The 23,248-nt window shown below is 71.0% G+C and carries 22 protein-coding genes and 1 tRNA gene; 8 read left to right on the forward strand and 15 right to left on the reverse strand.

From position 1 onward, the window contains the following. Positions 1 to 36: 36 nt before the first annotated feature. A complete protein-coding gene (locus OOJ91_RS19175; protein ID WP_266246762.1) occupies positions 37 to 2,424 on the reverse strand; it encodes a M4 family metallopeptidase in 2,388 nt (795 codons plus the stop codon). 168 nt (positions 2,425 to 2,592) lie between these two features. On the opposite strand from OOJ91_RS19175, the gene OOJ91_RS19180 reads away from it, so the two are divergent. Then, positions 2,593 to 3,141, forward strand: a complete 549-nt coding sequence (locus OOJ91_RS19180; RefSeq protein WP_266246763.1) for a protealysin inhibitor emfourin — start codon at positions 2,593 to 2,595, stop codon at positions 3,139 to 3,141. 12 nt (positions 3,142 to 3,153) lie between these two features. Here OOJ91_RS19180 and OOJ91_RS19185 read toward each other — a convergent pair whose 3' ends face one another. The 6 genes from OOJ91_RS19185 to OOJ91_RS19210 form a co-directional block, all read right to left on the reverse strand. After that, complete coding sequence (locus tag OOJ91_RS19185) at positions 3,154 to 3,804, reverse strand: histidine phosphatase family protein (protein WP_266246764.1); 651 nt, start codon at positions 3,802 to 3,804, stop codon at positions 3,154 to 3,156. Positions 3,805 to 3,871: 67 nt separating this feature from the next. Beyond that, entirely contained in the window at positions 3,872 to 4,291 is a 420-nt protein-coding gene (locus OOJ91_RS19190; protein WP_266246765.1) for a VOC family protein, read from the reverse strand. Between the two features lie 34 nt (positions 4,292 to 4,325). Further along, positions 4,326 to 4,727 (reverse strand): helix-turn-helix domain-containing protein, encoded by a 402-nt coding sequence (locus tag OOJ91_RS19195; protein WP_266246766.1) that lies wholly within the window; start codon positions 4,725 to 4,727, stop codon positions 4,326 to 4,328. Further along, complete coding sequence (locus OOJ91_RS19200) at positions 4,724 to 5,782, reverse strand: hypothetical protein (protein WP_266246768.1); 1,059 nt, start codon at positions 5,780 to 5,782, stop codon at positions 4,724 to 4,726. The genes OOJ91_RS19195 and OOJ91_RS19200 overlap by 4 nt, the downstream gene beginning before the upstream one ends. Positions 5,783 to 5,888: 106 nt before the next feature. Beyond that, positions 5,889 to 6,905: a hypothetical protein gene (locus OOJ91_RS19205; protein ID WP_266246770.1), complete on the reverse strand. Its 1,017-nt coding sequence runs from the start codon at positions 6,903 to 6,905 to the stop codon at positions 5,889 to 5,891. 302 nt (positions 6,906 to 7,207) lie between these two features. After that, positions 7,208 to 7,284, reverse strand: a tRNA-Thr gene (locus OOJ91_RS19210). A 340-nt stretch (positions 7,285 to 7,624) separates the two neighbouring features. On the opposite strand from OOJ91_RS19210, the gene OOJ91_RS19215 reads away from it, so the two are divergent. Then, positions 7,625 to 8,716, forward strand: a complete 1,092-nt coding sequence (locus OOJ91_RS19215; protein ID WP_266246772.1) for an ABC transporter ATP-binding protein — start codon at positions 7,625 to 7,627, stop codon at positions 8,714 to 8,716. Between the two features lie 171 nt (positions 8,717 to 8,887). After that, positions 8,888 to 9,469 carry a hypothetical protein gene (locus OOJ91_RS19220; protein ID WP_266246773.1) on the forward strand — a complete coding sequence of 194 codons (582 nt, stop codon included), beginning with the start codon at positions 8,888 to 8,890 and terminating at the stop codon, positions 9,467 to 9,469. Between the two features lie 48 nt (positions 9,470 to 9,517). On the opposite strand, the gene rlmB is transcribed toward OOJ91_RS19220, so the two are convergent. Both rlmB and cysS read right to left on the reverse strand, forming a co-directional pair. Continuing rightward, entirely contained in the window at positions 9,518 to 10,651 is a 1,134-nt protein-coding gene (gene rlmB, locus OOJ91_RS19225; RefSeq protein ID WP_266246774.1) for a 23S rRNA (guanosine(2251)-2'-O)-methyltransferase RlmB, read from the reverse strand. After that, on the reverse strand, positions 10,651 to 12,066 hold the full coding sequence (gene cysS / locus OOJ91_RS19230) for a cysteine--tRNA ligase (RefSeq protein WP_266246775.1): 1,416 nt from the start codon (positions 12,064 to 12,066) through the stop codon (positions 10,651 to 10,653). The genes rlmB and cysS overlap by 1 nt, the downstream gene beginning before the upstream one ends. A 162-nt stretch (positions 12,067 to 12,228) precedes the next feature. Here cysS and OOJ91_RS19235 point away from each other — a divergent pair, with 162 nt between their 5' ends. Together OOJ91_RS19235 and OOJ91_RS19240 are read left to right on the forward strand one after the other, a co-directional pair. After that, entirely contained in the window at positions 12,229 to 12,942 is a 714-nt protein-coding gene (locus OOJ91_RS19235) for an IclR family transcriptional regulator (protein ID WP_439117119.1), read from the forward strand. Between the two features lie 271 nt (positions 12,943 to 13,213). Next, complete coding sequence (locus OOJ91_RS19240; RefSeq protein ID WP_266246778.1) at positions 13,214 to 14,098, forward strand: DUF559 domain-containing protein; 885 nt, start codon at positions 13,214 to 13,216, stop codon at positions 14,096 to 14,098. 148 nt (positions 14,099 to 14,246) lie between these two features. On the opposite strand, the gene OOJ91_RS19245 is transcribed toward OOJ91_RS19240, so the two are convergent. The 3 genes from OOJ91_RS19245 to OOJ91_RS19255 form a co-directional block, all read right to left on the reverse strand. Continuing rightward, positions 14,247 to 15,938 (reverse strand): S8 family serine peptidase, encoded by a 1,692-nt coding sequence (locus tag OOJ91_RS19245; protein WP_266246780.1) that lies wholly within the window; start codon positions 15,936 to 15,938, stop codon positions 14,247 to 14,249. A gap of 105 nt (positions 15,939 to 16,043) precedes the next feature. After that, complete coding sequence (locus tag OOJ91_RS19250; RefSeq protein ID WP_266246782.1) at positions 16,044 to 16,742, reverse strand: HAD family hydrolase; 699 nt, start codon at positions 16,740 to 16,742, stop codon at positions 16,044 to 16,046. A 13-nt stretch (positions 16,743 to 16,755) separates the two neighbouring features. Beyond that, positions 16,756 to 17,712: an EamA family transporter gene (locus OOJ91_RS19255; RefSeq protein ID WP_266246783.1), complete on the reverse strand. Its 957-nt coding sequence runs from the start codon at positions 17,710 to 17,712 to the stop codon at positions 16,756 to 16,758. Positions 17,713 to 17,797: 85 nt separating this feature from the next. Between OOJ91_RS19255 and OOJ91_RS19260 the strand changes: the two genes are divergently transcribed. Continuing rightward, entirely contained in the window at positions 17,798 to 18,343 is a 546-nt protein-coding gene (locus tag OOJ91_RS19260; protein ID WP_266246785.1) for a CGNR zinc finger domain-containing protein, read from the forward strand. Here the strand turns inward: OOJ91_RS19260 and OOJ91_RS19265 are convergent. Further along, positions 18,310 to 18,897, reverse strand: coding sequence for a GNAT family N-acetyltransferase (locus tag OOJ91_RS19265; protein WP_266246787.1), 588 nt, complete (start codon positions 18,895 to 18,897; stop codon positions 18,310 to 18,312). The two genes, OOJ91_RS19260 and OOJ91_RS19265, sit on opposite strands and share 34 nt — an antisense overlap. Before the next feature lie 719 nt (positions 18,898 to 19,616). Between OOJ91_RS19265 and OOJ91_RS19270 the strand changes: the two genes are divergently transcribed. After that, entirely contained in the window at positions 19,617 to 19,904 is a 288-nt protein-coding gene (locus OOJ91_RS19270; RefSeq protein ID WP_266246789.1) for a hypothetical protein, read from the forward strand. Between the two features lie 3 nt (positions 19,905 to 19,907). On the opposite strand, the gene OOJ91_RS19275 is transcribed toward OOJ91_RS19270, so the two are convergent. Next, positions 19,908 to 20,330: a MarR family winged helix-turn-helix transcriptional regulator gene (locus OOJ91_RS19275; RefSeq protein WP_266246792.1), complete on the reverse strand. Its 423-nt coding sequence runs from the start codon at positions 20,328 to 20,330 to the stop codon at positions 19,908 to 19,910. Between the two features lie 164 nt (positions 20,331 to 20,494). On the opposite strand from OOJ91_RS19275, the gene eno reads away from it, so the two are divergent. Continuing rightward, complete coding sequence (gene eno, locus OOJ91_RS19280; RefSeq protein WP_266246794.1) at positions 20,495 to 21,814, forward strand: phosphopyruvate hydratase; 1,320 nt, start codon at positions 20,495 to 20,497, stop codon at positions 21,812 to 21,814. 17 nt (positions 21,815 to 21,831) lie between these two features. Here eno and OOJ91_RS19285 read toward each other — a convergent pair whose 3' ends face one another. Next, positions 21,832 to 23,241 (reverse strand): class II fumarate hydratase, encoded by a 1,410-nt coding sequence (locus OOJ91_RS19285; RefSeq protein ID WP_266246796.1) that lies wholly within the window; start codon positions 23,239 to 23,241, stop codon positions 21,832 to 21,834. Between the last annotated feature and the right edge of the window lie 7 nt (positions 23,242 to 23,248).

A 23,248-nucleotide genomic window follows, 5' to 3' on the forward strand; every position in this document is an offset into this window, starting at 1 on the left:
CCCGGTCCTGGTCAGGTCAGGTCAGGTCAGGTCAGGTCAGGAGACGTTGAGCGCGGTGTCGTCGACCACGAAGGACGTCTGCAACGAGGAGTCCTCGACGCCCGTGAACTTCAGGGTGACGGTCTGGCCGGCGTACCCGGCCAGGGAGAACGACTTCTGGCTGTAGCCGGTGGCCTTGTTCAGGTTCGAGTAGGTCGCCAGCGTGGCCAGCACCGTCCCGCCCGAGTTGAGCACCTGCACGCGCAGCGTGTCGTACGCGACGCTGGTGGTGGTCTCGGCCGAGTCGATGTGCAACCAGAAACTGACCGTGTACGACGAGCAGCCCGCCGGGAGGGCCACCGACTGGGCGAGCGTGTCGGTGTGGCTGCTGCCGTACCCGTTCAGCCACGCCTTGTACGACCCGCCGTGGGCCGCCTGGCCACTGTCGGTGGTGATGACGCCGGAGCTGGCCGTCCAGCCGGTCGCGCCGGACTCGAAGCCCGGGTTGGCCAGCTTCTGCCCCGGCGCGGTGCAGCCGCCCCCGCTGCCGTTCACGGTGAGCGTGTAGGTGGCGCTACGGGTGACCGACCCCGTGCCGTTCACGGTGACCGAGTAGGTGCCGGGCGGGGTGCTCGCCGAGGTGCTGATGGTGAGGGTGGACGAGCCGCCCGAGGTCACCGAGGCGGGGCTGAACGCGGCGCTCGCCCCGCTGGGCAGGCCGGACGCGGAGAACGTCACGGTCTGCGCCGTACCGCTTGTGGTGGCGGTCGACACGGTGGTGGAGACCGCGCTGCCCGGGTTCACCGAGCCGGCGGTCGGCGACAGCGACACGGAGAAGTCGTTGCCGGTGGAGCAGGGCGCGTCGTTGCCGGCCACGTTCACCGCGGTCCAGGCGGCCTGCACGGCCTTGTACTCGGTCGAGCAGCTGCCGTACAGGTCGGTGGCCGCCCGCAGGCTGTAGGCGCGGGCGGTGTTCGCCGGGTTGCTGGTGTTGACGTACGACGTGTTGGAGGTGAAGTAGACGTCCAGCGCCCGGTACCAGATCTTCTCCGCCTTGGAGCGGCCGATGCCGGTGACCGCCGGGGCGGACCCGCAGACCGGTGAGGTGCCGTACGCGGTGGCGCCGGTGCCCTCGGCGAGGTTGAAGTAGAAGTGGTTGGCGACGCCTGAGGAGTAGTGCACGTCCTTGTTCTTGGTGCTTGTGGACCAGCAACTGTCGGACGAGCCGTCCAGCGACGGGTTGTACATGTAGCGCAGCGGCGTGCCGTTGCCGTTGATGTTGATCTTCTCGCCCACCTGGTAGTCACCCGGGTCGCTCGGCGCGGCGGCGTAGAACTCCATCATGTTGCCGAAGATGTCGCTCGTGCCCTCGTTGAGGCCGCCGGACTCGCCGGAGTAGACCAGGCCGGCCAGCGCCTCGGTGACACCGTGGCTCATCTCGTGCCCGGCCACGTCCAGCGAGACCAGCGGGCGGGAGTTGCCGGAGCCGTCGCCGTAGGTCATCTGGGCGCCGTCCCAGAAGGCGTTGACGTAGTTGTTGCCGTAGTGCACCCGGCTCGGCACGCCGCTGCCGTTGCCGAAGATGCCGTTGCGACCGTGCACGTTCTTGAAGTAGTCGAACGTCTTCGCCGCGCCGAAGTGAGCGTCCACGCCGGCGGACTGCCGGTTGGAGTTGGCGCCGGTGCCCCACGCGTTGTCGGCGTCGGTGAAGGTGGTGCAGCTGGACGTGCCGTTGTTCATGTCGCAGGTACGGCCGTTGCCGTGCGACGGGTCGATCATCTGGTAGGTGCTGCCGGAGAGCGTCGTGTCGATGCTGACCGTGCCGGTGTAGATGCCCTGGCCGCTGCCGACCACCGACTCGATCTCGTCGAACGACCCGACTGTCGCGCCGGAGGTGGCGTCGGTGATCACGTGCAGCCGCGACGGCGTCTGCCCGTCGGGCCTCATGCCGCTGACCACCGTCTCCCAGGCCAGCCGGCCCGTACCGGAGCTGGCGTCGACGAACAGTTCCGGGGCACCCACGGCCTCGGCCTTGCCGGTGAACCGGGCGGTGGCGGCCTTCTTCGCCGCGCCCGCGGTGACCTTGGCGGTGGTGGCGAGGGTCAGCGGCGCGGCGAGTGCGACCGAGCTGCCGGCGTACGTGCCGTTCGGCGCGGTGTGGATGACGAAGTCACCGCCGTACACGCGGAGCCCCTGGTAGGTCCGGGTGTAGCGGGTGTGCGCCGCGCCGGTGGCGTCCACCTTGGTGCTGCGCACCTGGTAGGACTCGGGGCCCGAACCCTGGACGGCGCCGGGGTTCGTTCGCAGGACGGCCGCCGCTCGGGCTGCGGCGGAGGCGTCCGGCGCGGGAGCGGTGGATGGGGCGGCGTGCGCCGTGGTGGCGACGCAGGTCAACAGGCCGCTGGTGAGCAGCGCTGCGCTGACGGCCGCGAGGGGTCGTTTCACGTGCCCTCCTGAAAGGAGAAAGAGTGTGACGGGGGTAGTCACGCATGTAGATATAGCGATGCGTTGAGGAAAAGAGAAGACTTGGACCGCTCCCAGACATTGAGACTGGCCGAACGGATGAGGGCCTTGACAAGGGAACCAACGCCGGCAACGACACGTCCGACGGATATGAGACCCGCCTCGACGACCGGCGCCACGATCGCGCTCCTGGCCGCCCTCCTGGCCGGCTGCACAGGCACCGACCGGGCCGACACCCCCGCGAACCAACCATCTGCCACCGGCACCCCGCAGCCGGCGACCGCGACCCCGACCACTCCGATCGCCCCGACGCCGAGCGGCACCGCGCCGGTCGTGCCCGGGGCCCCGGACGCGGCGGCCGGGCGGGTGACACTGTTCCGCTCCGGCGGTTTCGCCGGACGCGGCGACAACGTCACAGTCGAATCGGACGGCCAATGGACCGTGGTGGACCGGGCCGGCGGCCGGCGTACCGGGAAACTCGACGCCGGCGATCTCGGCCGGCTCCGCGGCCTGGCGGCCGACAGGCGGCTGACCACCGAGGCCCGCCGCACGGCCACCACGACGAGCTGCGCGGACGCGTTCAGCTACCGCCTGACCGTCGGTGCCGTCGAGACCGGGTACGTCGACTGCCCCGCCGATCCCGCGCCGCCGCCCGTCACCCGTGCGCTCGTCGAGCTGCTGCTGCGGGCCACCGGCTGACCGACCGGCGGCTCACACCAGGTAGTCCGGGGGCAGGCCGGTGCCGCGCAGCTCCGCCGGCAGGTGCGCCACGTCGTTGACGGTGATCAGGTTCGGCGGCCCGGCCGGGCCGTACCGGATGACGGTCAACCCCGCGTTGTGGTGGTTCGAACCCAGCCACCGCCGCTCCGGCGCGTCGAGGGCGTGCCGGACCAGCCAGGCGATCAGGAAGGTGTGCGTCACCACCAGCTCACGAACCGGCACACCCTCGGCCGCTCCCCCGTCGGCGGTCACCGGACCCGCGAAGCGCCGCACCGCCGCCGCCGTCACTCGCGGCCCGTCGGCCCGCTCGGCAGTCGAGAATCCGGCCAGGAACTCGGCGTACGCCGGCGGCAGGCCGGCCGGATCCGTGTCGTGGGGGAGGTGGTCACCTGCCAGCTCCGTGGCGTACACCGGAACTCCGGGCAGTGCCGCGGCGATCACCTCGGCGGTCTGCGCGGCCCTGCGCAGCGGCCCGTGGTGCACGGCGGCGAACGGCAAGCCCCGCAGGCGCTCGGCGAGCAGGCTGGCCTGCCGCCGGCCGCGATCGGACAGGCCGGTGTCCGGCTCGGTCGAGTCCGTGTCGGCGTGCCCGGTGAGGTCCTGCTCGCCGTGCCGGGCCAGGTACAGCAACCGCGTCCGCATGCCGTACACCCAAACACACCGGAAGGCACGGGACTGGCCCGCGCCTTCCGGTTTCTTGATCTTGACGCTACGCCCGGGGAAACATCTGGCCGATGCGGATCTTGTTGCCGAACGGATCCCGGATGCCGAAGTCGATCCCGTACGGGCGCTCGGTCGGCTCGTCGATGATCTCGACGCCCTTCGCCACCAGATCCTCGTGGGTCTTGCGGGCGTCCTCGGTGGTCATGAAGAGGTACCCACCGAGGGCGCCCTTGGCGAGCAACTCCCGCACCTGCTCGGCCGTCGCCGGGTCCAGCGCCGGCGGGCCCGGCGTCTCCAGCAGGATCTCGCGCTCCGGGTCGCCGGGCAGGTTGACGGTCAACCAGCGCATGAAGCCGAGATCCTGATCGGTGTTGACCTCCATGCCGAGCTTGTTCACGTAAAAGTCCAGCGCCTCGTCCTGGTCGAGGACGTAGAGCTGGGAGCGGCTGATCGCGTTCATCGTCATGCCATGACCGTAGAGGGTGGCCCTGACCTGCTGCTTATCCAAAACTGCTGGGACGCGTCCACGCCTTGGTGAAGCAGGACGGCACGTTGGCCGGCGCGGCGCGGCGACGCCGGAAATCCGAGGGCGACTCCCCCACGATCTGCCGGAACGTCCGGCTGAACGTGCCCAGGCTGCCGAAGCCGACCGCGTAACAGATGTCCGTCACGTCCCGGCCGGTCTCCACCAGCAGCGCCATGGCCCGCTCCACCCGACGGCGTTGCAGGTAGCGGTGTGGCGTCTCGCCGAAGGTGGCCCGGAACGTCCGGATGAAGTGCGCCTCGGAGACGTGCGCGATCCGGGCCAGCGCCGGGATGTCCAGCGGGTCGGCGTACGCCCGGTCCATCGCGTCGCGGGCACGCAGCATCGCCCGGTTGGACTCCTCCACGGCACGGCTCACTGCGGACCGCCCGGCGGCAGGACCGACGTCTGCGTCACGTCCTGGTCGCGCAGCTTGGCGTAGACGACCTCGGACGTGAACCCGCCGATGAACCCGATGGCAAGGACGAAGAAGACCAACTGCCGCGCCGCGTCGCCGTCGAGCAGGCCCGGGTTGGTGGAGATCTGCGCCGCGACGAACAGCAGGAAGGCGATGACACCGGCGGCCGAGCCCAACGCCGCAGCCCGCAGCCAGTTGCCACTGCCGTCGTACGCGTTGCGCACGATCGCGCCCCACACCGAGGCGAACAGCGGGGCGGCCACGAGAACCGCGACGTTCTGCCATCCGCCGGCCGGCGCGGCGTACGCCAGCGGGATCGTGGCGAGGGCGAGCAGCAGGAGGACCAGCGCGGTGACCAGACCCGCCACCGTACGCCGGCCGGCGGCTCGCTCGGCCTCGCCGGCGGCACGCTCCTGCTCGGCGCGGCGCTGCACCTGGGCGTCAAGCGCGGCGACGATCGGCTCGGCGGCGCCCGGCTGCCACGGGCGGGCCAGCAGGGCCACCTCCTCCTCGGTGGCGACGCCGCGCTCACCGCTGAGGCGCTGCCAGACCCTCTCCGCGCCGCCGCCGAACGCCGCCACCGCCGCGACCGGGATGTGCCGGGACAGACCGATGAGCCCCGCGATGAACGTGGAGCTTCCGCCGCCCACCAGCAGCAACGCGTCGACACTCAGCAACGACCGGTAGAAGGTGACCTCCCAGTCCTCGGTCGACTCGGGCACGACCGTGAACAGATCCGGGTACCGGTGGGCCTCCTCGAAACCCACGTCCTTCTGGTACCGGCCACGGACCAGGATCGACCCGGGCTGCGCCCGGCCGGAGCGGACGTAGCCGCGCACGACGTCCCGCTCCAGGTACTCGGGGTCGCCGGAGTACACGACGATGCGGCACCCCCGGGTGGCGAGCGCCGCACCCAACTCGGCCGCCGCCGCAGCCGCGCCCTCCGGGTCTCGTACGGCGGGCGAGTAGGTACGGCCCGCCTGGGCGCTACCGGTGATCGCGACGAGCGGGCTCATGCGACTCCTCGACGGTCGGTGGTACCCGAACTATAGGAGTGACCGGCCATCGATGCCCGTTCCGACGGCGCTGCCGACGAGCCGTCGGAGGCCGGCCGGCTGTCCGCTACCCCCTGAGGTCCCATTCGTGTCGCTGAACGCCGAACTCCGCCGTGGCCTGCTCCATGGCCTCAGCAACAGAGTCATGCAAGGTGTCGGTCATCTCCTCGCCGCTGTCGTCGCAGTAGAACAGGTATGCCTGCGGCTCGTCGCCGTCGTACTGCACGATGCGCAACACCACTGGGGGCGGCACCTCGACGCGGAGTCCGTCGACACCGCAGTAGTAATGGCGGGTGAACCCGGTAGGCCGATGCTCCGGCCCCAACCGGACCTCGGCCAGAATCGTGGGCTCCACCACGCCGATCATGTCCTTTACCTCGGGGCCAGCGGGAACGGCGCTCGGCCCCTGCTCATTGGTGTCTGGGGCCGCCATCTGTCGGTCCACCTCGATCCTCCGCTGCTCGGCCATGTATGCGGCCAGATGCGGATCGACCCCGATTGCATCGCCGCGCATGTATCGCGCGACGGACCGCGCGGCGGCACGGTGCTGAAGGTACTGCTGAGCGTCGACTTTGCCTGCGCCATACCGCTGCAGACCCGCGATCACCTCCTCGGGCGCGACGGTGAAGTCAGCCAGTGCGAGCAACGTGTAGACACGCCGTCCGCCTCGCTTGCTGGCCCACCGCCCCCGGAGCTTCACACCCGGCGCCAGGTGAATCTCCAGGTTCGGATTCCTCCACGACTCCCCCACCTTCGTTACATTCAGCGACTCCACAGAGCGCCACGGCAACCGGGTCGTGACGCCTCGTAGGCGGAGTGTCAGGCCGGATTCGTCGACTTCCATCAGGAACGGCCAGAGAAGCATCAGCCACGCGCCGAGAGAAAGGGCGACCATGACCACGCTGAGCACTTCGTACAAGGGCGCCTTGTTGTGGTAAAAGTGATCGGGGTCGGCTGCGGCGTTGCCTGCCGCCCACCAGACAAGCACCCCGAAAATCGCCCAATAAAGGCAAGTCCTGCGCAGCTTCGTGGTGTTTCGCCGTAACTGCACGTCCACCTCTTCGGACAGGACAGCCTCAGACATCTCGCCACACAGTCGCACGCCAGGTCAATGGCTGGCCAACCCGCCTGCCCTCGACCCGCCCACCGGGGAGCGGGCACCGCCTGGCCCGCCATCGCAAGCCCGGCCTTGGCGGACGTACGGACCCTGGCGGGTCGGGCGGTGGTGTGCTCGCCTCATCGGGGTCGGGGGCGGGCGGGATGGCCTACCGCAATCACCCACGCGCCCGACGTGCAGCCCGGCAGCGCTCGGCAAGCTCGACGGAAAGCTCGTTGCTGTCAAGCGGTCGGCTCGTGGCGGAGCCGACCGGAAATGCCTTGTGGATATGGAGCCCCCGGCCGGGATCGAACCGGCGACATCTCGCTTACAAGGCGAGTGCTCTGGCCAGCTGAGCTACAGGGGCGCGTGTGTCGAGGCCAGCATAGCGACTGCCGTCCGGATATCCCGCTCGCGAGTGCTCCCGAGCACGGGAAACGTCAACAACCCGACGCTCGCCGCCTTGGCACGGCGTCGATTGATGCCTGCCCGTGCCCGAGTGCCCGGAATGCGTGGGCACTGGATCACTTCCGAGGGGCCCTCGCCTTGGCAGCGCGGGGAAAGCCGTTTACGGTGCAGTGACACGGACGACACCACGGCCGCCCCCGCGGCCGACCGCCGTCCGCTGACCGGCGCGGATACGTGCCGGCCGCTCCTTCACTCGGATCGTCCGGCACGTTCCTGCCGGTGAGAGGAAGCGCACCACCATGGCTACGGTCACCTATTCCAAGGCATCCCGGATCTACCCGGGCACCGAGCGTCCCGCCGTCAACGAGCTGAACCTCGAGATCGGCGACGGCGAGTTCCTCGTTCTCGTCGGCCCCTCCGGTTGTGGCAAGTCCACAAGCCTGCGCATGCTCGCCGGCCTGGAGGACGTCGACGCCGGCTCGATCTACATCGACCAGCGCGACGTGACCCACCTGCCCCCGAAGGCCCGCGACATCGCGATGGTCTTCCAGAACTACGCCCTCTACCCGCACATGACCGTGTACGAGAACATGGCGTTCGCCCTCAAGCTGCGTAAGACCTCCAAGTCGGAGATCGACCGGCGGGTCAAGGAGGCGGCCGGGCTGCTCCAGCTGGAGGAGTACCTCAGCCGCAAGCCGAAGGCGCTCTCCGGCGGTCAGCGTCAGCGTGTCGCGATGGGCCGGGCGATCGTCCGCGAGCCGCAGGTCTTCCTCATGGACGAGCCGCTGTCGAACCTCGACGCCAAGCTGCGCGTGCAGACCCGTACCCAGATCGCCTCGCTGCAGGCCAAGCTGGGCGTCACCACGGTCTACGTCACGCACGACCAGGTCGAGGCCATGACCATGGGCCACCGGGTCGCGGTGCTGCTCGACGGTGTCCTCCAGCAGGTGGACACCCCGCGGACGCTGTACGACACCCCGGCCAACGTGTTCGTCGCCGGCTTCATGGGCTCGCCCGCCATGAACATCAAGACCGTTCCGCTGAACGAGCAGGGCGCCGAGTTCGCCGAGCTGCACATCCCGCTCACCCGCGAGCAGGTCGAGGCGGCCCGCGCCGAGGGTGGCGACGGCAAGGTGACGGTGGGCTTCCGCCCGGAGGACTGCGACCTGGTCAGCCCGACCGAGGGCGGCATGCCCGTCGTCGTCGAGCTGGTCGAGGACCTCGGCTCGGACGCCAACGTCTACGGGCACGCCGCGCTGGGCGGCAACTCGGAGCGCTTCGTCGTCCGCACCGACCGGCGCACCATGCCGAACATGGGTGACACCGTGTTCGTCAAGCCGCGCACCGGCCGCAGCCACGTCTTCCACGCCGCCACCGGCGGCCGGATCTGACGTAACGCCGTAAGGCAAAAGGGGCGGTCCGCTTCGGCGGGCCGCCCCTTTCGTCGTACCCGGAGAGGGCGCCTCACTCCGTAGTGCCAGCGCGGATGTGGCTCCGCGGGGTGACTCGGCCGGGCGGGCCGCGGCCGTAGCGTCGCGGCACGCCCAACCCGAGGAGACGCCGTGTCCGCCACCGTTCACCCGATCACCAGTTCCCGGCTCGACCGGACGGCCCGCCTGACCGGCCGCAGCCTCGCCTACTGCGCGGCGCTGGTGCCGGTCGCCCTGCTCGCGCTGGTGACCGCCCCGGTGGGTGGCGCCGGTGCCGCAGCAGCGCGGTGGCGGAGGCTGCGTACCGGGCTGCTCGGAGCGCCCCCGACGCCCGCGCCCGACCGGCGACCCGGCCCGGTCGCGGTGCTCGGCCACGGACTGCTCAGTCTGCTGCTCGGCCTCGTGGCCCTGCTGCCGCTCGGCGTCCAACTGCTGCTGGTGCTGCGCGGCGTGCTGTACGGCATCGTCGACCCCGGCCCGTACGACCACTCCTGGGGTGGTCCGACCCGGGCCGGCGCGTGGCTTGCGCACTTCCTCGTCGGCCTGCCGATGGCCGCCGCCGGCCTGGCCGCCTTGATCGGCATCGCCGCCGTGCACCAGCGACTGACCCGCCGTCTCGACGGGGAGCGCAGTGGGGCCTGGCTGCTACCGACCACACTGCTGATCGCGGCGGCCGGGGCGCTGCTCTTCGTCGCCTGGCTCCACCAGATCTGACGACGAGGCCCCCTCCCGCACCGGCGGGAAGGGGCCTCGTCGACGTCGTTACAGCTCGACCGAGCGGCGGCGGGCGACCTCGGCGAGGGTGACCGCAGCGGCCACGCTGGCGTTGAGCGACTCCACCTCGGAGATCATCGGGATGCTCACGGTCAGGTCGCACGTCTCGCCGACCAGCCGGGACAACCCACGCCCCTCGGAGCCGACCACCACCACCAGCGGCCCGACTGCGGCCTCCAGGTCGTACAGGTCGGTGTCACCGTCGGCGTCCAGGCCGACCACCATGAAGCCGGCGTCGCGGCACGCCTTCAGCGACCGGGTCAGGTTGGTGACCTGGGCCACCGGCACCCGCGCGGCCGCGCCGGCGCTGGTCCGCCAGGCGGTCGCGGTGATCCCGGCAGCCCGCCGCTCGGGTACGAAGACACCCTGCGCGCCGAACGCGGCGGCCGAACGGATCACCGCACCCAGGTTGCGCGGATCGGTGACCCCGTCCAGCGCGACCAGGAGCGGCGCCTGCTGCTCCAGGGCCGCGGCGACCATGTCCTCGAAGGGCTGGTACGCAAACGGCGGCACCTGCAACCCGACGCCCTGGTGCAGCACCCCGCCGGTCATCCGGTCCAGCTCGGCGCGGCTGATCTCCAGGTTGGCGATGCCCCGGTCCGCGGCAGTCCGGATGATCTCGTTGATCCGGTCGTCCATGTCGATGCCCTGGGCGACGTAGAGCGCCGTCGCCGGCACCTGGGCGCGCAGCGCCTCCAGCACCGGGTTGCGCCCGACCAGCAGCTCCGGGGTGTCCTTGGAAGGGTTGGACTTGCGCCCCGGCGCGACCCGGGGGCCGGTCCGTCCGGCGGCCGGCCGGCCACCACGCCCCGCCGAGCCACCACGACTCGCCGGTACGCCCCGGCCACCGCCCCTGCCCCAGGTGGTGTCCTTACTGCCCGGCTGGCCGATCTTCGGGGCACGCCCCTCCTCGGCCGCCGCCCGGCGCTCCTTGTCCTGCTTCCAGGCGGTGCGCTGCGGCAGCTTCTCGGTGCCCGAGTAACCCTTGTGCCAGGGTCGCTCGTCGGCGGGCAGGGTGCGCCCGCGCCCGGTGAGAGAATCCTTGTTCTTGCCGCCGGAGCCCTTGGGGGCACCCGCCTTCGGCGTCAGTCGCCGGCCACGGCGCTGCGAGTTGCCGGCCATCAGTCCTGCTCTCCAATAGTCCAACGGGGGCCCTGGGGGGTGTCCTCGACCACCACGCCGGCCAGCTTGAGCTGGTCGCGTACCGCGTCGGCGGCGGCCCAGTCCTTGCGGCCCCGGGCCTGCGCGCGCTGCTCCAGGGCCAGCGCGATCAGGGAGTCCACCACGGCACGCAGATCGTCCGAGCGGCCGCCACCGGTCCAGCCCTCATCCAGGGGGTCGACCCCGAGGATATCCAGCATCGCCCGTACCGCGGCCAGGGTGGTGCGGACGGTCACATCGTCGCCGGTGCTCAGCGCGGTGTTGCCGTCGCGGATGTGCTGCTGCAACACGGCCAGCGCGGCGGACGTGTTGAGGTCGTCGTCCATGGCCGCCACGAAGCCGGCCGGCAGCTCACCGAACTGCCCGGCGCCCACCCGCTCGACGGCCCGCTGCACGAAACCCTCGATCCGCCGGTACGCGGTGGCCGCGTCGCGAAGCGAGTCCTCCGAGTAGTCGATCACCGAGCGGTAGTGCGCGGCGGCGTAGTAGTAACGCAGCTCCACCGGCCGCACACCCAGCGAGTCCACGTACGCCAGGTCGAGCGCGTTTCCGGCGGACTTGCCCATCTTGGCCCCGCCGATGTTGAGCAGCCCGTGGTGCACCCAGTACCGCGCGAACGGCAGCCCGGCCGCGTTGGACTGGGCGATCTCGTTCTCGTGGTGCGGGAACGTCAGATCCAGACCGCCACCGTGGATGTCGAACTCCGGGCCGAGGTAACGCCAGCACATCGCCGAGCACTCGATGTGCCAACCCGGGCGACCCAACCCCCACGGTGACGGCCAGTACGCGTCCGCCGGCTCGTCCGGCTTGGCGCCCTTCCAGAGGGCGAAGTCGCGCGGGTCCCGCTTGCCCCGGTCGGGGGCGTCGCCCGCCGACTGCATCGCGTCCGGCGACTGACCCGACAGCGACCCGTACGCCGGCCAGGACGCCACGTCGAAGTAGACGTCACCGGAGCCGTCGGTGGCCGGGTACGCGTGCCCGTCCGCGATCAACTTCGTGATCAGCTCGTGCATCTCCGGGATGTGCCCGGTGGCGCGCGGCTCGTAGGTGGGCGGCAGCACGTTCAACGCCCGGTACGACTCGGCGAGGATCAACTCGTTGGCGTACGCGATCGACCAGAACGGCTGACCCCGCTCGCCCGCCTTGACCAGGATCTTGTCGTCGATGTCTGTCACGTTGCGGATGAACGTGACCTCGTAGCCGGCGGTCAGCAACCAGCGACGCAGCACGTCGTAGTTGACGCCGGAGCGAAGATGGCCGATGTGCGGCGGCGCCTGGAGGGTGAGACCACACAGGTAGACCCCCACCTTGCCGGCTTCCCGCGGGACGAAGTCCCGCACCGATCGGGTGGCGGTGTCATACAGGCGTAGCGTCACCGTACAAGGGTAGCCGTCCACGCCTGTCCGGGTCCGCCGGTGCCGGGTCGTACGCTGCCAGGCGTGGACGCGACCGCACACCCCACCGAGCCACCCGCGCTCCCCGGCGGTGAAGACCCCCGTCTACGGGCCCGACGCGGCACCCCGATCGAGCAGACCGACATGGCCGCCGCCGGGCGGAAGGCCGCCGGGCAGGCCGTCACTGCACCTGATCCCGGCAGGCGGGCCGACGTGGTGGGCGGGCGGGCTGGGGAGACGGCGCAGACGCTGGATCGGGGGCTGCGGCTGCTGCACCTGGTCGCCGACGCGCCGGCCGGGTTGACCGTCACCGAGGTGGCGACGCGGCTCGGCATCGGGCGGGCGGCCGTCTACCGGCTGGTCGGCCCGTTGACCGGGCACGGCATGCTGCGCCGCGACAGCGACGGCCGACTCCGCCTCGGCGTCGGGGTGCTGCACCTGGCCCGACGCGCCCAGCCGCTGCTGGCCGAGGGGGCGATGCCCGCGCTACGCCGGCTCGCCGAGCAGGCCGGCGCCACCGCACACCTGACCGTGGTGGAGGGCGGCGAGGGTGTCGCCCTGGCCGTCGTCGAGCCGAGCTGGACGTCGTTCCATGTCGCGTACCGGACGGGTGCGCGACACCCCCTGGATCGAGGCGCCGCAGGACGGGCCATCCTGGCCGGCCGGGGCGGCGCGGCAGAACCGGTGAGCAGCAGCGGGGAGTTGCAGTCCGGCGCGTACGGGGTGGCCGCTCCGGTGCTCGGCGTGCCGGGTCTGGAGGCCAGCGTCGGCGTCGTCGCGCTCGCCCCGCTGGACGTCGACCTGGTCGGCCCCCAGGTTCGCGCTGCCGCCACAGCCGTCACCGCCGCCCTCCGCTGACCTCCACCGTGTTCAGATCGCCGAAAACGCGCCATCCTGATCCGTAGAAAGCGCCACTTCGCCGACCTGGTGATGATCTCGCCGTATAGCACTCCGGTCGCTCAGATGGATGTCGTCCACAGGCTCGCGCGGAGTGCCCACCCCACGTCATCCACAGGGGTAACGGGTTCCGTGCCGAGCGTCAGAGGCTGGCGAGATGCCTCCTCATCCCTCCCGACCTCCAGCCCTCGCCTGGCGGGTCTTCCGTGGATCCGCCGCGATCGGACAGGGCATGGTCACCAGACACCAGTTGCGCGGCTCGTCCTGGGTCCGACTCCGACACGACGTGTACGCCGACGCCCGCCTCGAACGTAACCACGAACTGGCCTGCCGCGCCGCGGCCCTGCGGCTGCCGCCCGAGGCGCTGATCGCCGGACCGTCGTCGGCCTACCTGCATGGCATCGAGCACGCCGCCGGGTTCGATGACGACGTGCACGTCCTGGTGCCGAGGACAGCCCGTGTCGACTCCCAACGCGGCCTTCGTGTGCATGTGGTCGGCGCCGACGCCGCCCCGACCAGGCCCGCTGGCCCGAGGGCTGTCTCACGGTCCACGCCAGGGACGGCACTGCCCGAAGTGCGGAGCGAACCGGCGATCCGCCGAACGGATCCATCCTCCGCAGCGTGGGAGGCGGCGGCCTGGTTGGACCCGCTGCGCTCGGTCGCGATCGTCGACTCGCTGCTCGCGACGGGCCTGACAACTCGGGCCTCGCTGGCCACTGTCGGCACCGCGAATGCCGAGCGGCCAGGTGGCCGACGGGCGTGCTGGGTCTTTGACCTCGCCGATTCGGGCGCACAATCCCCGCCCGAGTCGCAGCTACGGGTGCGTCTGGTGCTGGGCGGACTGCCCCGGCCGGTCGCCCAGCACCCGATCAGACTCTCTGGCGGCCTCGTCCTCCATCCCGACCTGGCCTGGCCGGAGTTTCGGGTGGCTGTGGAGTACGACGGCCGATGGCACGCGGACCCTGAGCAACTACACCGCGACCGTCGACGGCTCAACCTGCTCGTCGGCGCGGGCTGGTTGGTGCTGCACGTGACCAGCCGGCGGCTGAAGAACGACTTCCCGGCTGTGCTGAGCGAGGTGCGGTCGGCCCTGATCTCTCGCGGTTGGCGCCGCTGAGCACACAGAGGTTTGATCGACTCCAGGTCGCCGACATGGGGCCATCAGCGAAGCCTGTTAGCGCCACATCGGCGATCTGCAGTCGATCAAACCCTTCACACGTGCGAGGCCCGGTCGACAGTGGTCGACCGGGCCTCGAGGTGGTGTCTTACGGGCGGGCGTTCGGCTTGAGCGGAGTCTTCACCGCCGCGTAGGCGTCGACGATCCCGTACCCGTAGAAGCCGTTGAAGTTGACCCCACCGGCGCAGTACGCGTCGTAGGTCTCGTCACGGCCCTCGTTGCGGTACTGCTGGAGGCGCGGTTCCGGGCAGGCGTGCTCGGCCGCCGTGCGGTAGAGGTGCTGCTCGACCAGGTCCGGGGACATGCCGAAGCCACCCCGGCCCTGCGGCTTGCCGTACCGGCTGACGATCAGCGCGGCGACGCCGGCGGCGTGCGGGGACGCCATCGAGGTGCCCTGGAGGTAGGTGTAGTAGCCGCACTCACCGTTGGCCTTGCACTGCTTGAAGACCGACTCCTCGAAGCCGGCGACGATGTTGCCGTCGGCGTCGACCGAGCCCTCCTCCTGAAGCACGTGCTTCGGGTACGACGAGAGGATCATGTTGGCGTCGGTGCGGTACGAGTCGGTGCCGAAGCCGTCCCGGAACCAACCACCCGGCGCGGCGACGGAGATCTGCTCGGTGCCGTAGCTGGAGAAGTCGGACTTCTTGCCGGACGGGCCGACCGACGACACGCCGATCACGTGTGGGCCCTCGGTGGGCAGGTCCCAGCAGCTGTTGTTGTCGATCGGCCGGGGGTACGGGTCGGCCCCGTAGTCCGGGCTGGTGGTGTCGGTACGGGGTGCGCCCAGGTCCTCGTTGTTGTTGCCGAGCGCGCCGACAAGTGTGACGCCCTTGTTGTGGGCGAAGACGAGCGCCCGCTTCATCGCCTTGATGATGGCCCGCTGCTCGGCCTGGTCCTCGGGCGAGTCGGCCGGGTTGGCGGTGCAGTTGTAGAGCCACGGGTCGACGTAGAACGACATGTTGACCACGTCGATCCCGGACCGGCCGGCGTAGACGAGGGCGTTGACCACCGGGTCGAGGAAGAAGTAGCCGGAGTCCTGGCCACCCTTCAGCTCGACCAGCGAAACGTTCGGGGCGACACCGGACAGGCCGAAGCCGTTGGCTGCAGCGCCGATGGTGCCGGCCACGTGGGTGCCGTGCCCGCCGTCGTCGGTGCCGACCGGGTCGAGGCAGCTCGCCACCTCGCAATCGCCGTCCACGTCGATCCGGTCGGGCGCGAAGTTGCGCGACAGCGACCAGTTGAAGTTCGGCGCGATGTCGGGGTTGCTGGCGTCGACGCCGGTGTCGAGGACGCCGACTGTCACCCGACGGTCGCCGGGCTCGATCTTGCGGGCCTTGTCGGCCCGGATCATTTCCAGGCCCCAGAGCTTCTCGTCGAGCGGGTCCAGCTTGGCACCCTTCTTCGCTGCCGCACCGGCAGCGCGCGCAGTGCCGGCAGCAGTCAGGTGCTCCTGCTCGACCCGGTCCAGCTTCGGCTTGCGGCCGATGGCCTTCTGCTCGGCGGCGCCGATCAGGCTCGGGGCTGCCGTCGCCCTGGCCGCGAAGTCGGCCCGATCACTGGTGACCTGAAACATGCCGACCTCGTCGGACCGGGACACCACAGTGCCGCCGGCTGCCTGGATGGCGGCGACGGCCGTGTCGGCGGCGAAGCCGTCCTCGGCGACGACAGTGAAGGTGCGGGAGGTGCTCGGCGCGGCGCTGGCCGGTACACCCAGGCCCGCTGCCGTCAGTGCCAGTGCTGCCGCGGTCGCGACGGCCCCGGCGGTGAAGCGCTTGCTCACCACATCGGATCCTCTCGTTGAGGGACGTGGCAGCCATCACACAACACCGGCCAGCTTTGCGCCAGGTGAACGTCCGTTATGGCGGTGAATCTCTCGTTCATCCGCTCAATTCAATGCGGGCGATCCTGCCGACAGGTCAGCCAGGACCGATGGCAGATCGGCCAGGGTGGACACCTCCGCGTCGGGGGCGAACCCGGCCGGGCGGGGCAGCCCGTACCGGTTCAGCCACACCGATCGCAGGCCGGCCTGCCGGGGTGCCACCACGTCGTGCTCCCACGAGTCACCGACGTACACGATCTGACCGGCGGGGACCTCGGCGGCCTCGACCACCGCCGCGTAGAACTCCGGGGCGGGCTTCTTGGGCAGCCCGTTCTCGTGCGCGTACAACTCGAAGGCGAACTCGCCGGCGAGCCCGCAGCGTTCGGCGCGGCTGTTGCCGTTGGTGGCGAAGCCCAGCGCGTACCGGGCGCGCAGCGTGGCCAGCGTCGGCGGGACGTCCGGGAAGGGGCGGGTGAGGGCGAAGCGGCGGGCGAAGAAGAGGGCGGCGATCTCGTCCAGGTGGTCGTCGAGTCCGGCGCGGGCCAGCGATCGGGCCAGCGCGGCCCGGCGGATCTCCAGCACCGGGGCGGCGCTCAGCCGGCCGAAGACGGCGTCCCAGTCGGACTCCAGCTCGGCGAGCGTCACGCCGGCCGCGACAGGCGTACGGCGGCGCATCTCGTCGAGGACTGCCACCAACCCACCGGTCACCGCCGGCCGCAGGTCCAGCAGGGTCTCGTCGGCGTCGAACACCACGGTGGTCAGCACGACGTCCACTCTCTCATTGCGCGCTGCGAGCCAGCACGGGCTCGGGGCTGGCGGGCGCGGGCGTGCCGCGCAGCTCGTCGAGGCGCACCAGGGCGACCCCGGCGACGATGAGCGCACCGCCGAAGAGCTGCCACGGGGTCGGCAGCTCTTCGAGGAACAGCCAGGCGATGAGCACCGCGAACAGCACCTCGGTCAGCCCGACGAACGACGACAGCCGGGGACCGAGGATCCGGGTGCCGGCGATGCCGGCCAGGTACGCGATCACGGCGGCGACCAGGGTGAGCCCGACGATGGGTAGCAGCCAGGTGGTGCGGTGCCCGGCGAAGGTTACCTCGCCGAACGTGGCGCGCAGCGGCAGCAGACCGGTCAGCCCGACGAGGAGCAGCACCGCGGCGCCGACGGCCATGCCGCCGCTGGCCATGGCGACCGAGGGCAGCCGGGGGTCGACCCGACCGGCGAGCACGAAGTAGCCGGCCAGGCCGAACGCGGCGCCCAGTCCCCACAGCAGGCCGACCGGATTGAAGCCGGCGGTGCCGGTGAGGTCCAGGACGAACGCCAACCCGCACAGGGCCGCGGCCGAACCGGCGACGGTGAGCCGCCGGGGACGCTGGCCGTGCCGCAGCCACATCCAGCCGACCACGAGGATGATGCCCAGGTACTCCAGCAGGAGCGCGATGCCGACCGGCAGGTAGCGCACGGCGTTGAAGAAGCACACCTGTGCCAGCGCCACCCCGAGCAGCCCGAACATCACGACCGCCGCGCTGTTCTGGCGTAGCACGTGCCACCTGCCGCGCAGCGACAGTAGGGCGGGGATCGCCAGCACCAGGGCGGCCACGCCGACCCGGGCGACCACTGCGGCCTCGGCCGACCAGCCGGCCTCGATGAGCGACCGTGCGAAGGTGCCCGAGGTGGCGAACGTGACCGCGGAGAGCAGTGCCAGCGCGGCGCCGACGGCGGGTCGTGACTGCATCTCGGGCTCCTCGGGACGACACGGTGTCATGAGCAAACTATCCTTGTGCTCATGACGCTAGGCGGCCACCGTGACAGGAGTCAAGTTGCTATTCGCTCATGACACCGAATGTTCGCTGATCGCCGCCACCGCGCTTGTCAACACCGCGGGCCGCGACGGCGAGTTGCTGCCCGATGTCGCCGCGCTTGACGCGTTCTTCAGCCGGCACTCCTACAGCGGGCGGCACGAGCACACCGACGCCGAGCTGCGCGCCGTGCGGGAGCTGCGGCCCCGGCTGCGCCGGATCTGGCACGCCGAGCCGGCCGAGATCGTCGCCATGGTCAACGCCCTGCTGCTCGAGCACCGGGCGATACCGCAGCTCATCGAGCACGACGACGAGCCGTACCACCTGCATGCCGTGCCCCGCGACGCGCCGCTGGCCACCCGCATGGCGGTGGAGGCGGCGATGGCTATCGCCGACCTGGTCCGGATGGGCGAGCTGAGCCGACTGCGGATCTGCGAGTACCCGGACTGCGACAACGTGGTCGTCGACCTGTCCCGCAACCGGTCGCGGCGGTTCTGCGAGGCCGGCTGCGGCAACCGGGCGGCGGTGACCGCCTACCGCGCCCGCAGGGCCGCCGGCCGGTCCTGAGCGACGTCGGCCCGCAGCTCGTACTCCACCTCGCCGTGCTCGGTCCCCGGGATCGGGTCGTCGAACTGAAGGTGGAAGGTGCGCACGTGGCGCAGCCCCGCCTTCGCCAGCACCCGACGGGACCGCTCGTTGACGGCCATCGTCTCGGCCCACACCCGACGCACGCCCACCGTGTCGAAGGCGTATCGGACCAGCGCCCGCGACCCCTCGGTGGCCAGGCCGCGCCCCCACGTCGAGCGGCGCAGCCGGTAGCCCAACTCGGCCTCGGTGCCGTCCTCCGACGGGTCGAGCGCGAACCAACCCAGGAAGTCGCCGCCCGCCCGGTCGAGCGCCGCCCAGCGACCGAGCCCGGGATGCCGCTCGTACTGCGCGAGCAGCCTCGGCACCTGCTCGTCTTGCACAGTGGCGCGCGGGGTGGCGACGCCACCGGTGAGGAAACGCATCACCTCTGGATCGCTGTCCAACTCGACCAACGCGTCCACATCGGCCGCCGTCAGCCGCCGCAACCGCAACCGCTCGGTCCCGGGAGGAACCACCAGGTCATCGCCACCCATGACGGGGATCATCCCGCCACCCCGCAGACCCCGTCGAGCCGTTTACCACCCGCGCCACCGCAAGATCCACGCAACTCCGGCGATGTTGCTGCCTCACGCCGCGCCGAAGCAGCAACATCGGCGACGTTGCGCGGGGGAAGCCCCGCGACCGCCGTCGCGGGCCAGGCGGTCGGGTCAGCGCGGGGGCGCGACCACGAAGAGCCGGCGAGCGCGCGCCCGGCGCAGCTCCGCGACCAGGAACGCCGCCGCCGTCATCTGTCCATCGGCCATACCCTGCCGCCCTCCACCCCGCCGACGATCAACTCCAGCCGGCCGCCACCGACGTCACCGCCCACGAACAGGGCGGCTACGACGACGAGGCCAAATCCTTCCGACCGTAGTCGTCCGATCACCAGACTGTGAAGCGCGGCACCGCTCCCGCCTCCGGGCGACGGCGTCGCACGGGACCGCCCGCTCCCCCGTGCCGGGCGGTCCCACCCCCGGGCGACGGCGTCGCACGGGACCGCCCGCTCCCCCGTGCCGGGCGGTCCCACCCCCGGATCAGGCCGACCACAAGATCGCGCTCGATCCTGGGAGTAGTGGGGTCCTGACCTGCGGAGACCACTACATCCGGGATCGAGCGCGATCTTGCGGGTCGGTGCCGGGGTGTCGCACACACCGCCACCGGGGGGCGCGGGGTGATAACGCCGAACGCATCAGCTCCAAAGGAAGGTCGCAGCATGCACCGGACCGCCCTGGACGATCGCGCCGCCACGCCTCGTCGACCGCACCTGCCGCTGCGTCCGCTCTGGCTGTGCCGGGTCTGCGCCGGGCCTTGGCCGTGCGCAGTCGCGCGGCTCACCCTTCGGCAGGAGTACGCCCACGACCGGATCGCCTTGAGCATCTACCTGTGCACCGTCCTGCACGACGCGGCGGCGGACCTGTACCGGCTCAACCCGCACGACGGCCCGGCCCCCGCAGCGCTCTACGTCCGCTTCCTCGACTGGGCGGCACTGCCCGAATCCTGACGCTCAGCGCATGGCGAGCCGTTCCAGCAGGGCTGCGCTGCGGGCCAGCAACGCCCGCTCCTCATCAGTGAGTTCGGCCTCGATGGCCTGGGCGAGCCAGCCGGCCCGGCGGCTGCGTTCCGCTTCCAGCGCGGCCCGACCCGCGTCCGACAGCTCGACAAGTGACTTGCGGCCGTCCGTGGGGTGCGCCCGGCGCGTGACCAGGTCCTGTTCGAGGAGCAGTCCCACCGCCCGGGCCATCGACTGGGGGCGTACGCGCTGATCGGCGGCGAGGTCACTGGTGGTCATGGCGCCGTCGCGGTCGAGTGCGCCGAGCACGGCGATCTGACCGAGCGGGATGCGGTCCTCGTTCTTGACGCGCCGGGTGAGCTTGCCCATCGCGGTCCGCAGTTCGGCGGCGATGGCGGCGGCTTCCGAGGTGGGCACACGGCACTTTACCCCGTTCGTCGGCGCTGCCAGGCACCTGACCTGCACAGCAAATGCTGTTCAGCAGCACTGAACAGCATTGCTGTAGGGTTTGCTGCTGTCGGGCTCAGCGCCAGCGTTGTCGCAGCTGGGGCCACGGCACACGACAACGAGAAGGACCTCCCATGCCCGCAGACACAGCCGCACACTCAGTCGGAACCGTCACCGCCGCCATCGAGACCGTCACCGCCCGCCGCATCCTCGACAGCCGGGGCAACCCCACTGTCGAGGTCGACGTCAGGTTGGCGGACGGATCTCTGGGCCGGGCCGCCGTCCCCTCCGGCGCCTCCACCGGGGCCCGGGAGGCCGTCGAACTGCGCGACGGTGACCCCGCGCGCTGGCATGGCAGGGGCGTCGACCGCGCGGTGGCAAACGTCAACGGGGAGATCGCGGCGGCCCTGCGCGGCCGGGTCGCAGCAGACCAGGCGGGTCTGGACGCCGCACTTATCGCCCTCGACGGCACCACCACGAAGTCCCGGCTCGGCGCCAACGCGATCCTCGGCGTCTCCCTCGCCGTCGCCAAGGCTGCCGCGGCGGCCCACGGCCAGCCCCTCTACCGCTACCTCGGCGGCGAAGACGCCCACCTTCTGCCACTGCCGATGATGAACATCGTCAACGGCGGCGCGCACGCCGACAACCCGCTCGACTTCCAGGAGTTCATGATCGTGCCGGTGGGCGCGGACACCTTCGCCGAAGCCGTCCGCATGGGCAGCGAGGTCTTCCACACCCTGCGCCGCGACCTGCTGGCCGCCGGGCACTCCACAGGCGTGGGCGACGAGGGTGGCTTCGCGCCCGAGCTGCGTACCGCCGAGGAGGCGCTCGACTTCGTGCTGAGGGCCATCGAGGGCGCCGGCTACCGCGCCGGCACGGACATCGGCCTCGTCATGGACCCGGCGTCATCGGAGTTCTTTCGCGACGGTGTGTACGACTACGCGGGCGAGGGGGTGCGCCGCACCCCGGCCGAGCACGCCGACTACCTGGCCACGCTCATCGACGCCTACCCGATCGTCTCCATCGAGGACCCGATGGCGGAGGACGACCTGGACGGCTGGCGCGAGCTGACCGCCCGCGTCGGTGACCGCTGCCAGCTCACCGGTGACGACGTGTTCTGCACCAACGAGACGCTGCTGCGTGAGGGCATCCGCACGGGCGTCGGCAACTCGATCCTGGTCAAGGTCAATCAGATCGGCACCCTGACCGAGGCGCTGGCCACGGTGGCCACCGCCCAGCAGGCGGGCTGGACCGTCGTCATTTCGCACCGCTCCGGGGAGACGGAGGACACCACCATCGCGGATCTGGCGGTGGCCACCGGCTGCGGTCAGCTCAAGACCGGCTCACTCTCCCGCTCCGACCGGACGGCCAAGTACAACCAGCTGATCCGGATCGAGGAGGAGCTTGGCGACTCGGCGCGCTTCGCGGGCCGCTCCGCACTGCGCCGGGCGTGAGCAGCGCCCGACGCCGGTCAGGGGTGGGTCATCCGAAGCAGGTCGAGCACCTCGTCGAGCTGGGTCTCGGTGAGCTTGCCCGAGTCGACGTGCCCCCGGGAGATCACGACCTCCCGGATGGAAGCCTGCTTGGCCAGCGCCTCCTTGGCGATCGAGGCGGCCTCGTCGTACCCGAGGTAGCGGTTCAGCGGGGTGACGATCGACGGCGAGCCCTCGGCGTACGCCAGGCAGACCTCGGCGTCCGCGACCAGGCCGGCCACCAGGCGGTCGGCGAACAGCCGAGTCACCGCGGCCAGGAGCCGGATCGACTCCAGCAGGTTGCGACCCATGACCGGGAGCATCACGTTCAGCTCGAAGTCGCCCTGCGAGCCGGCGAAACCGACTGTCGCGTCGTTGCCGATCACCTGGGCGCAGACCTGCCGCATCGCCTCGGCGACCACCGGGTTGACCTTGCCCGGCATGATCGACGAGCCGGGCTGGAGGTCGGGGATGCGCAGCTCCCGCAGGCCGGCCCGAGGGCCGGAGCCCATCCAGCGGATGTCGTTCGCGACCTTGTAGAGGCCCACGGCGATGGTCCGCAGTTGCCCCGAGGTCTCCACAAGCGCGTCGCGGGCGCCCTGCGCCTCGAAGTGGTTGCGCGCCTCGGACAGCGGCAGCCCGGTCGACTCACGGAGCCTGCCGATCACGGCGGCGGCGAAGCCGAGCGGGGTGTTGATCCCGGTGCCCACGGCGGTACCGCCCAGCGGCAGCTCGGCCAGCCGGGGCAGCGAGCCCTCCAACCGTTCGATGCCGTAGCGGACCTGGGCGGCGTACCCGCCGAACTCCTGCCCGAGGGTGACCGGGGTGGCGTCCATCAGGTGTGTACGCCCCGCCTTCACCACCGTCTCGAACTCGGTCGCCTTGCCCTCCAGCGCCTCGGCGAGGTGGGTCAGCGACGGCAGCAGATCCTCCGCGATGAACTGGGTGGCCGCCAGATGGATCGAGGACGGGAACACGTCGTTGCTGGACTGGGAGGCGTTGACGTGGTCGTTCGGGTGCACCGGCGAGCCCAACTCCCGGCTCGCCAGGGTCGCGATCACCTCGTTGGCGTTCATGTTCGACGACGTACCGGAACCGGTCTGGAACACGTCGACCGGGAACTGGTCGTCGTAGCCGCCGTCGGCCACGTGCGCGGCGGCGGCCGCGATCGCCGCGGCCACGTCGGCGTCGATCACACCCAGCTCGCCGTTGACCTCGGCCGCCGCGCCCTTGATCTGCGCGAGCGCCTTGATCTGGGCCGGTTCGATGCCTCGGCCGGAGATCGGGAAGTTCTGCACCGCGCGCTGGGTCTGCGCCCGCCACAGCGCCTCGGCGGGCACCTCGACCTCGCCCATCGAGTCGCGCTCGATCCGGTAACCGGTCGCCTCTGGAGTCGTCACGCGTACCATCCTGCCG

The sequence above is a fragment of the Micromonospora lupini genome, assembly GCF_026342015.1.
GTDB classification, from domain to species: Bacteria; Actinomycetota; Actinomycetes; order Mycobacteriales; family Micromonosporaceae; genus Micromonospora; species Micromonospora lupini_B.

What these genes read in the sequence shown, in the direction of transcription:
- OOJ91_RS19180 (WP_266246763.1), top strand. Translation starts at nt 2,593, where the DNA reads ATGAGACCCGCCTCGACGACCGGCGCCACGATCGCGCTCCTGGCCGCC.
- OOJ91_RS19185 (WP_266246764.1), bottom strand. Translation starts at nt 3,804, where the DNA reads ATGCGGACGCGGTTGCTGTACCTGGCCCGGCACGGCGAGCAGGACCTC.
- OOJ91_RS19190 (WP_266246765.1), bottom strand. Translation starts at nt 4,291, where the DNA reads ATGACGATGAACGCGATCAGCCGCTCCCAGCTCTACGTCCTCGACCAG.
- OOJ91_RS19200 (WP_266246768.1), bottom strand. Translation starts at nt 5,782, where the DNA reads ATGAGCCCGCTCGTCGCGATCACCGGTAGCGCCCAGGCGGGCCGTACC.
- OOJ91_RS19205 (WP_266246770.1), bottom strand. Translation starts at nt 6,905, where the DNA reads ATGTCTGAGGCTGTCCTGTCCGAAGAGGTGGACGTGCAGTTACGGCGA.
- OOJ91_RS19215 (WP_266246772.1), top strand. Translation starts at nt 7,625, where the DNA reads ATGGCTACGGTCACCTATTCCAAGGCATCCCGGATCTACCCGGGCACC.
- rlmB (WP_266246774.1), bottom strand. Translation starts at nt 10,651, where the DNA reads ATGGCCGGCAACTCGCAGCGCCGTGGCCGGCGACTGACGCCGAAGGCG.
- OOJ91_RS19235 (WP_439117119.1), top strand. Translation starts at nt 12,229, where the DNA reads ATGGCCGCCGCCGGGCGGAAGGCCGCCGGGCAGGCCGTCACTGCACCT.
- OOJ91_RS19240 (WP_266246778.1), top strand. Translation starts at nt 13,214, where the DNA reads ATGGTCACCAGACACCAGTTGCGCGGCTCGTCCTGGGTCCGACTCCGA.
- OOJ91_RS19255 (WP_266246783.1), bottom strand. Translation starts at nt 17,712, where the DNA reads ATGCAGTCACGACCCGCCGTCGGCGCCGCGCTGGCACTGCTCTCCGCG.
- OOJ91_RS19265 (WP_266246787.1), bottom strand. Translation starts at nt 18,897, where the DNA reads ATGGGTGGCGATGACCTGGTGGTTCCTCCCGGGACCGAGCGGTTGCGG.
- OOJ91_RS19270 (WP_266246789.1), top strand. Translation starts at nt 19,617, where the DNA reads ATGCACCGGACCGCCCTGGACGATCGCGCCGCCACGCCTCGTCGACCG.
- eno (WP_266246794.1), top strand. Translation starts at nt 20,495, where the DNA reads ATGCCCGCAGACACAGCCGCACACTCAGTCGGAACCGTCACCGCCGCC.
- OOJ91_RS19285 (WP_266246796.1), bottom strand. Translation starts at nt 23,241, where the DNA reads ATGGTACGCGTGACGACTCCAGAGGCGACCGGTTACCGGATCGAGCGC.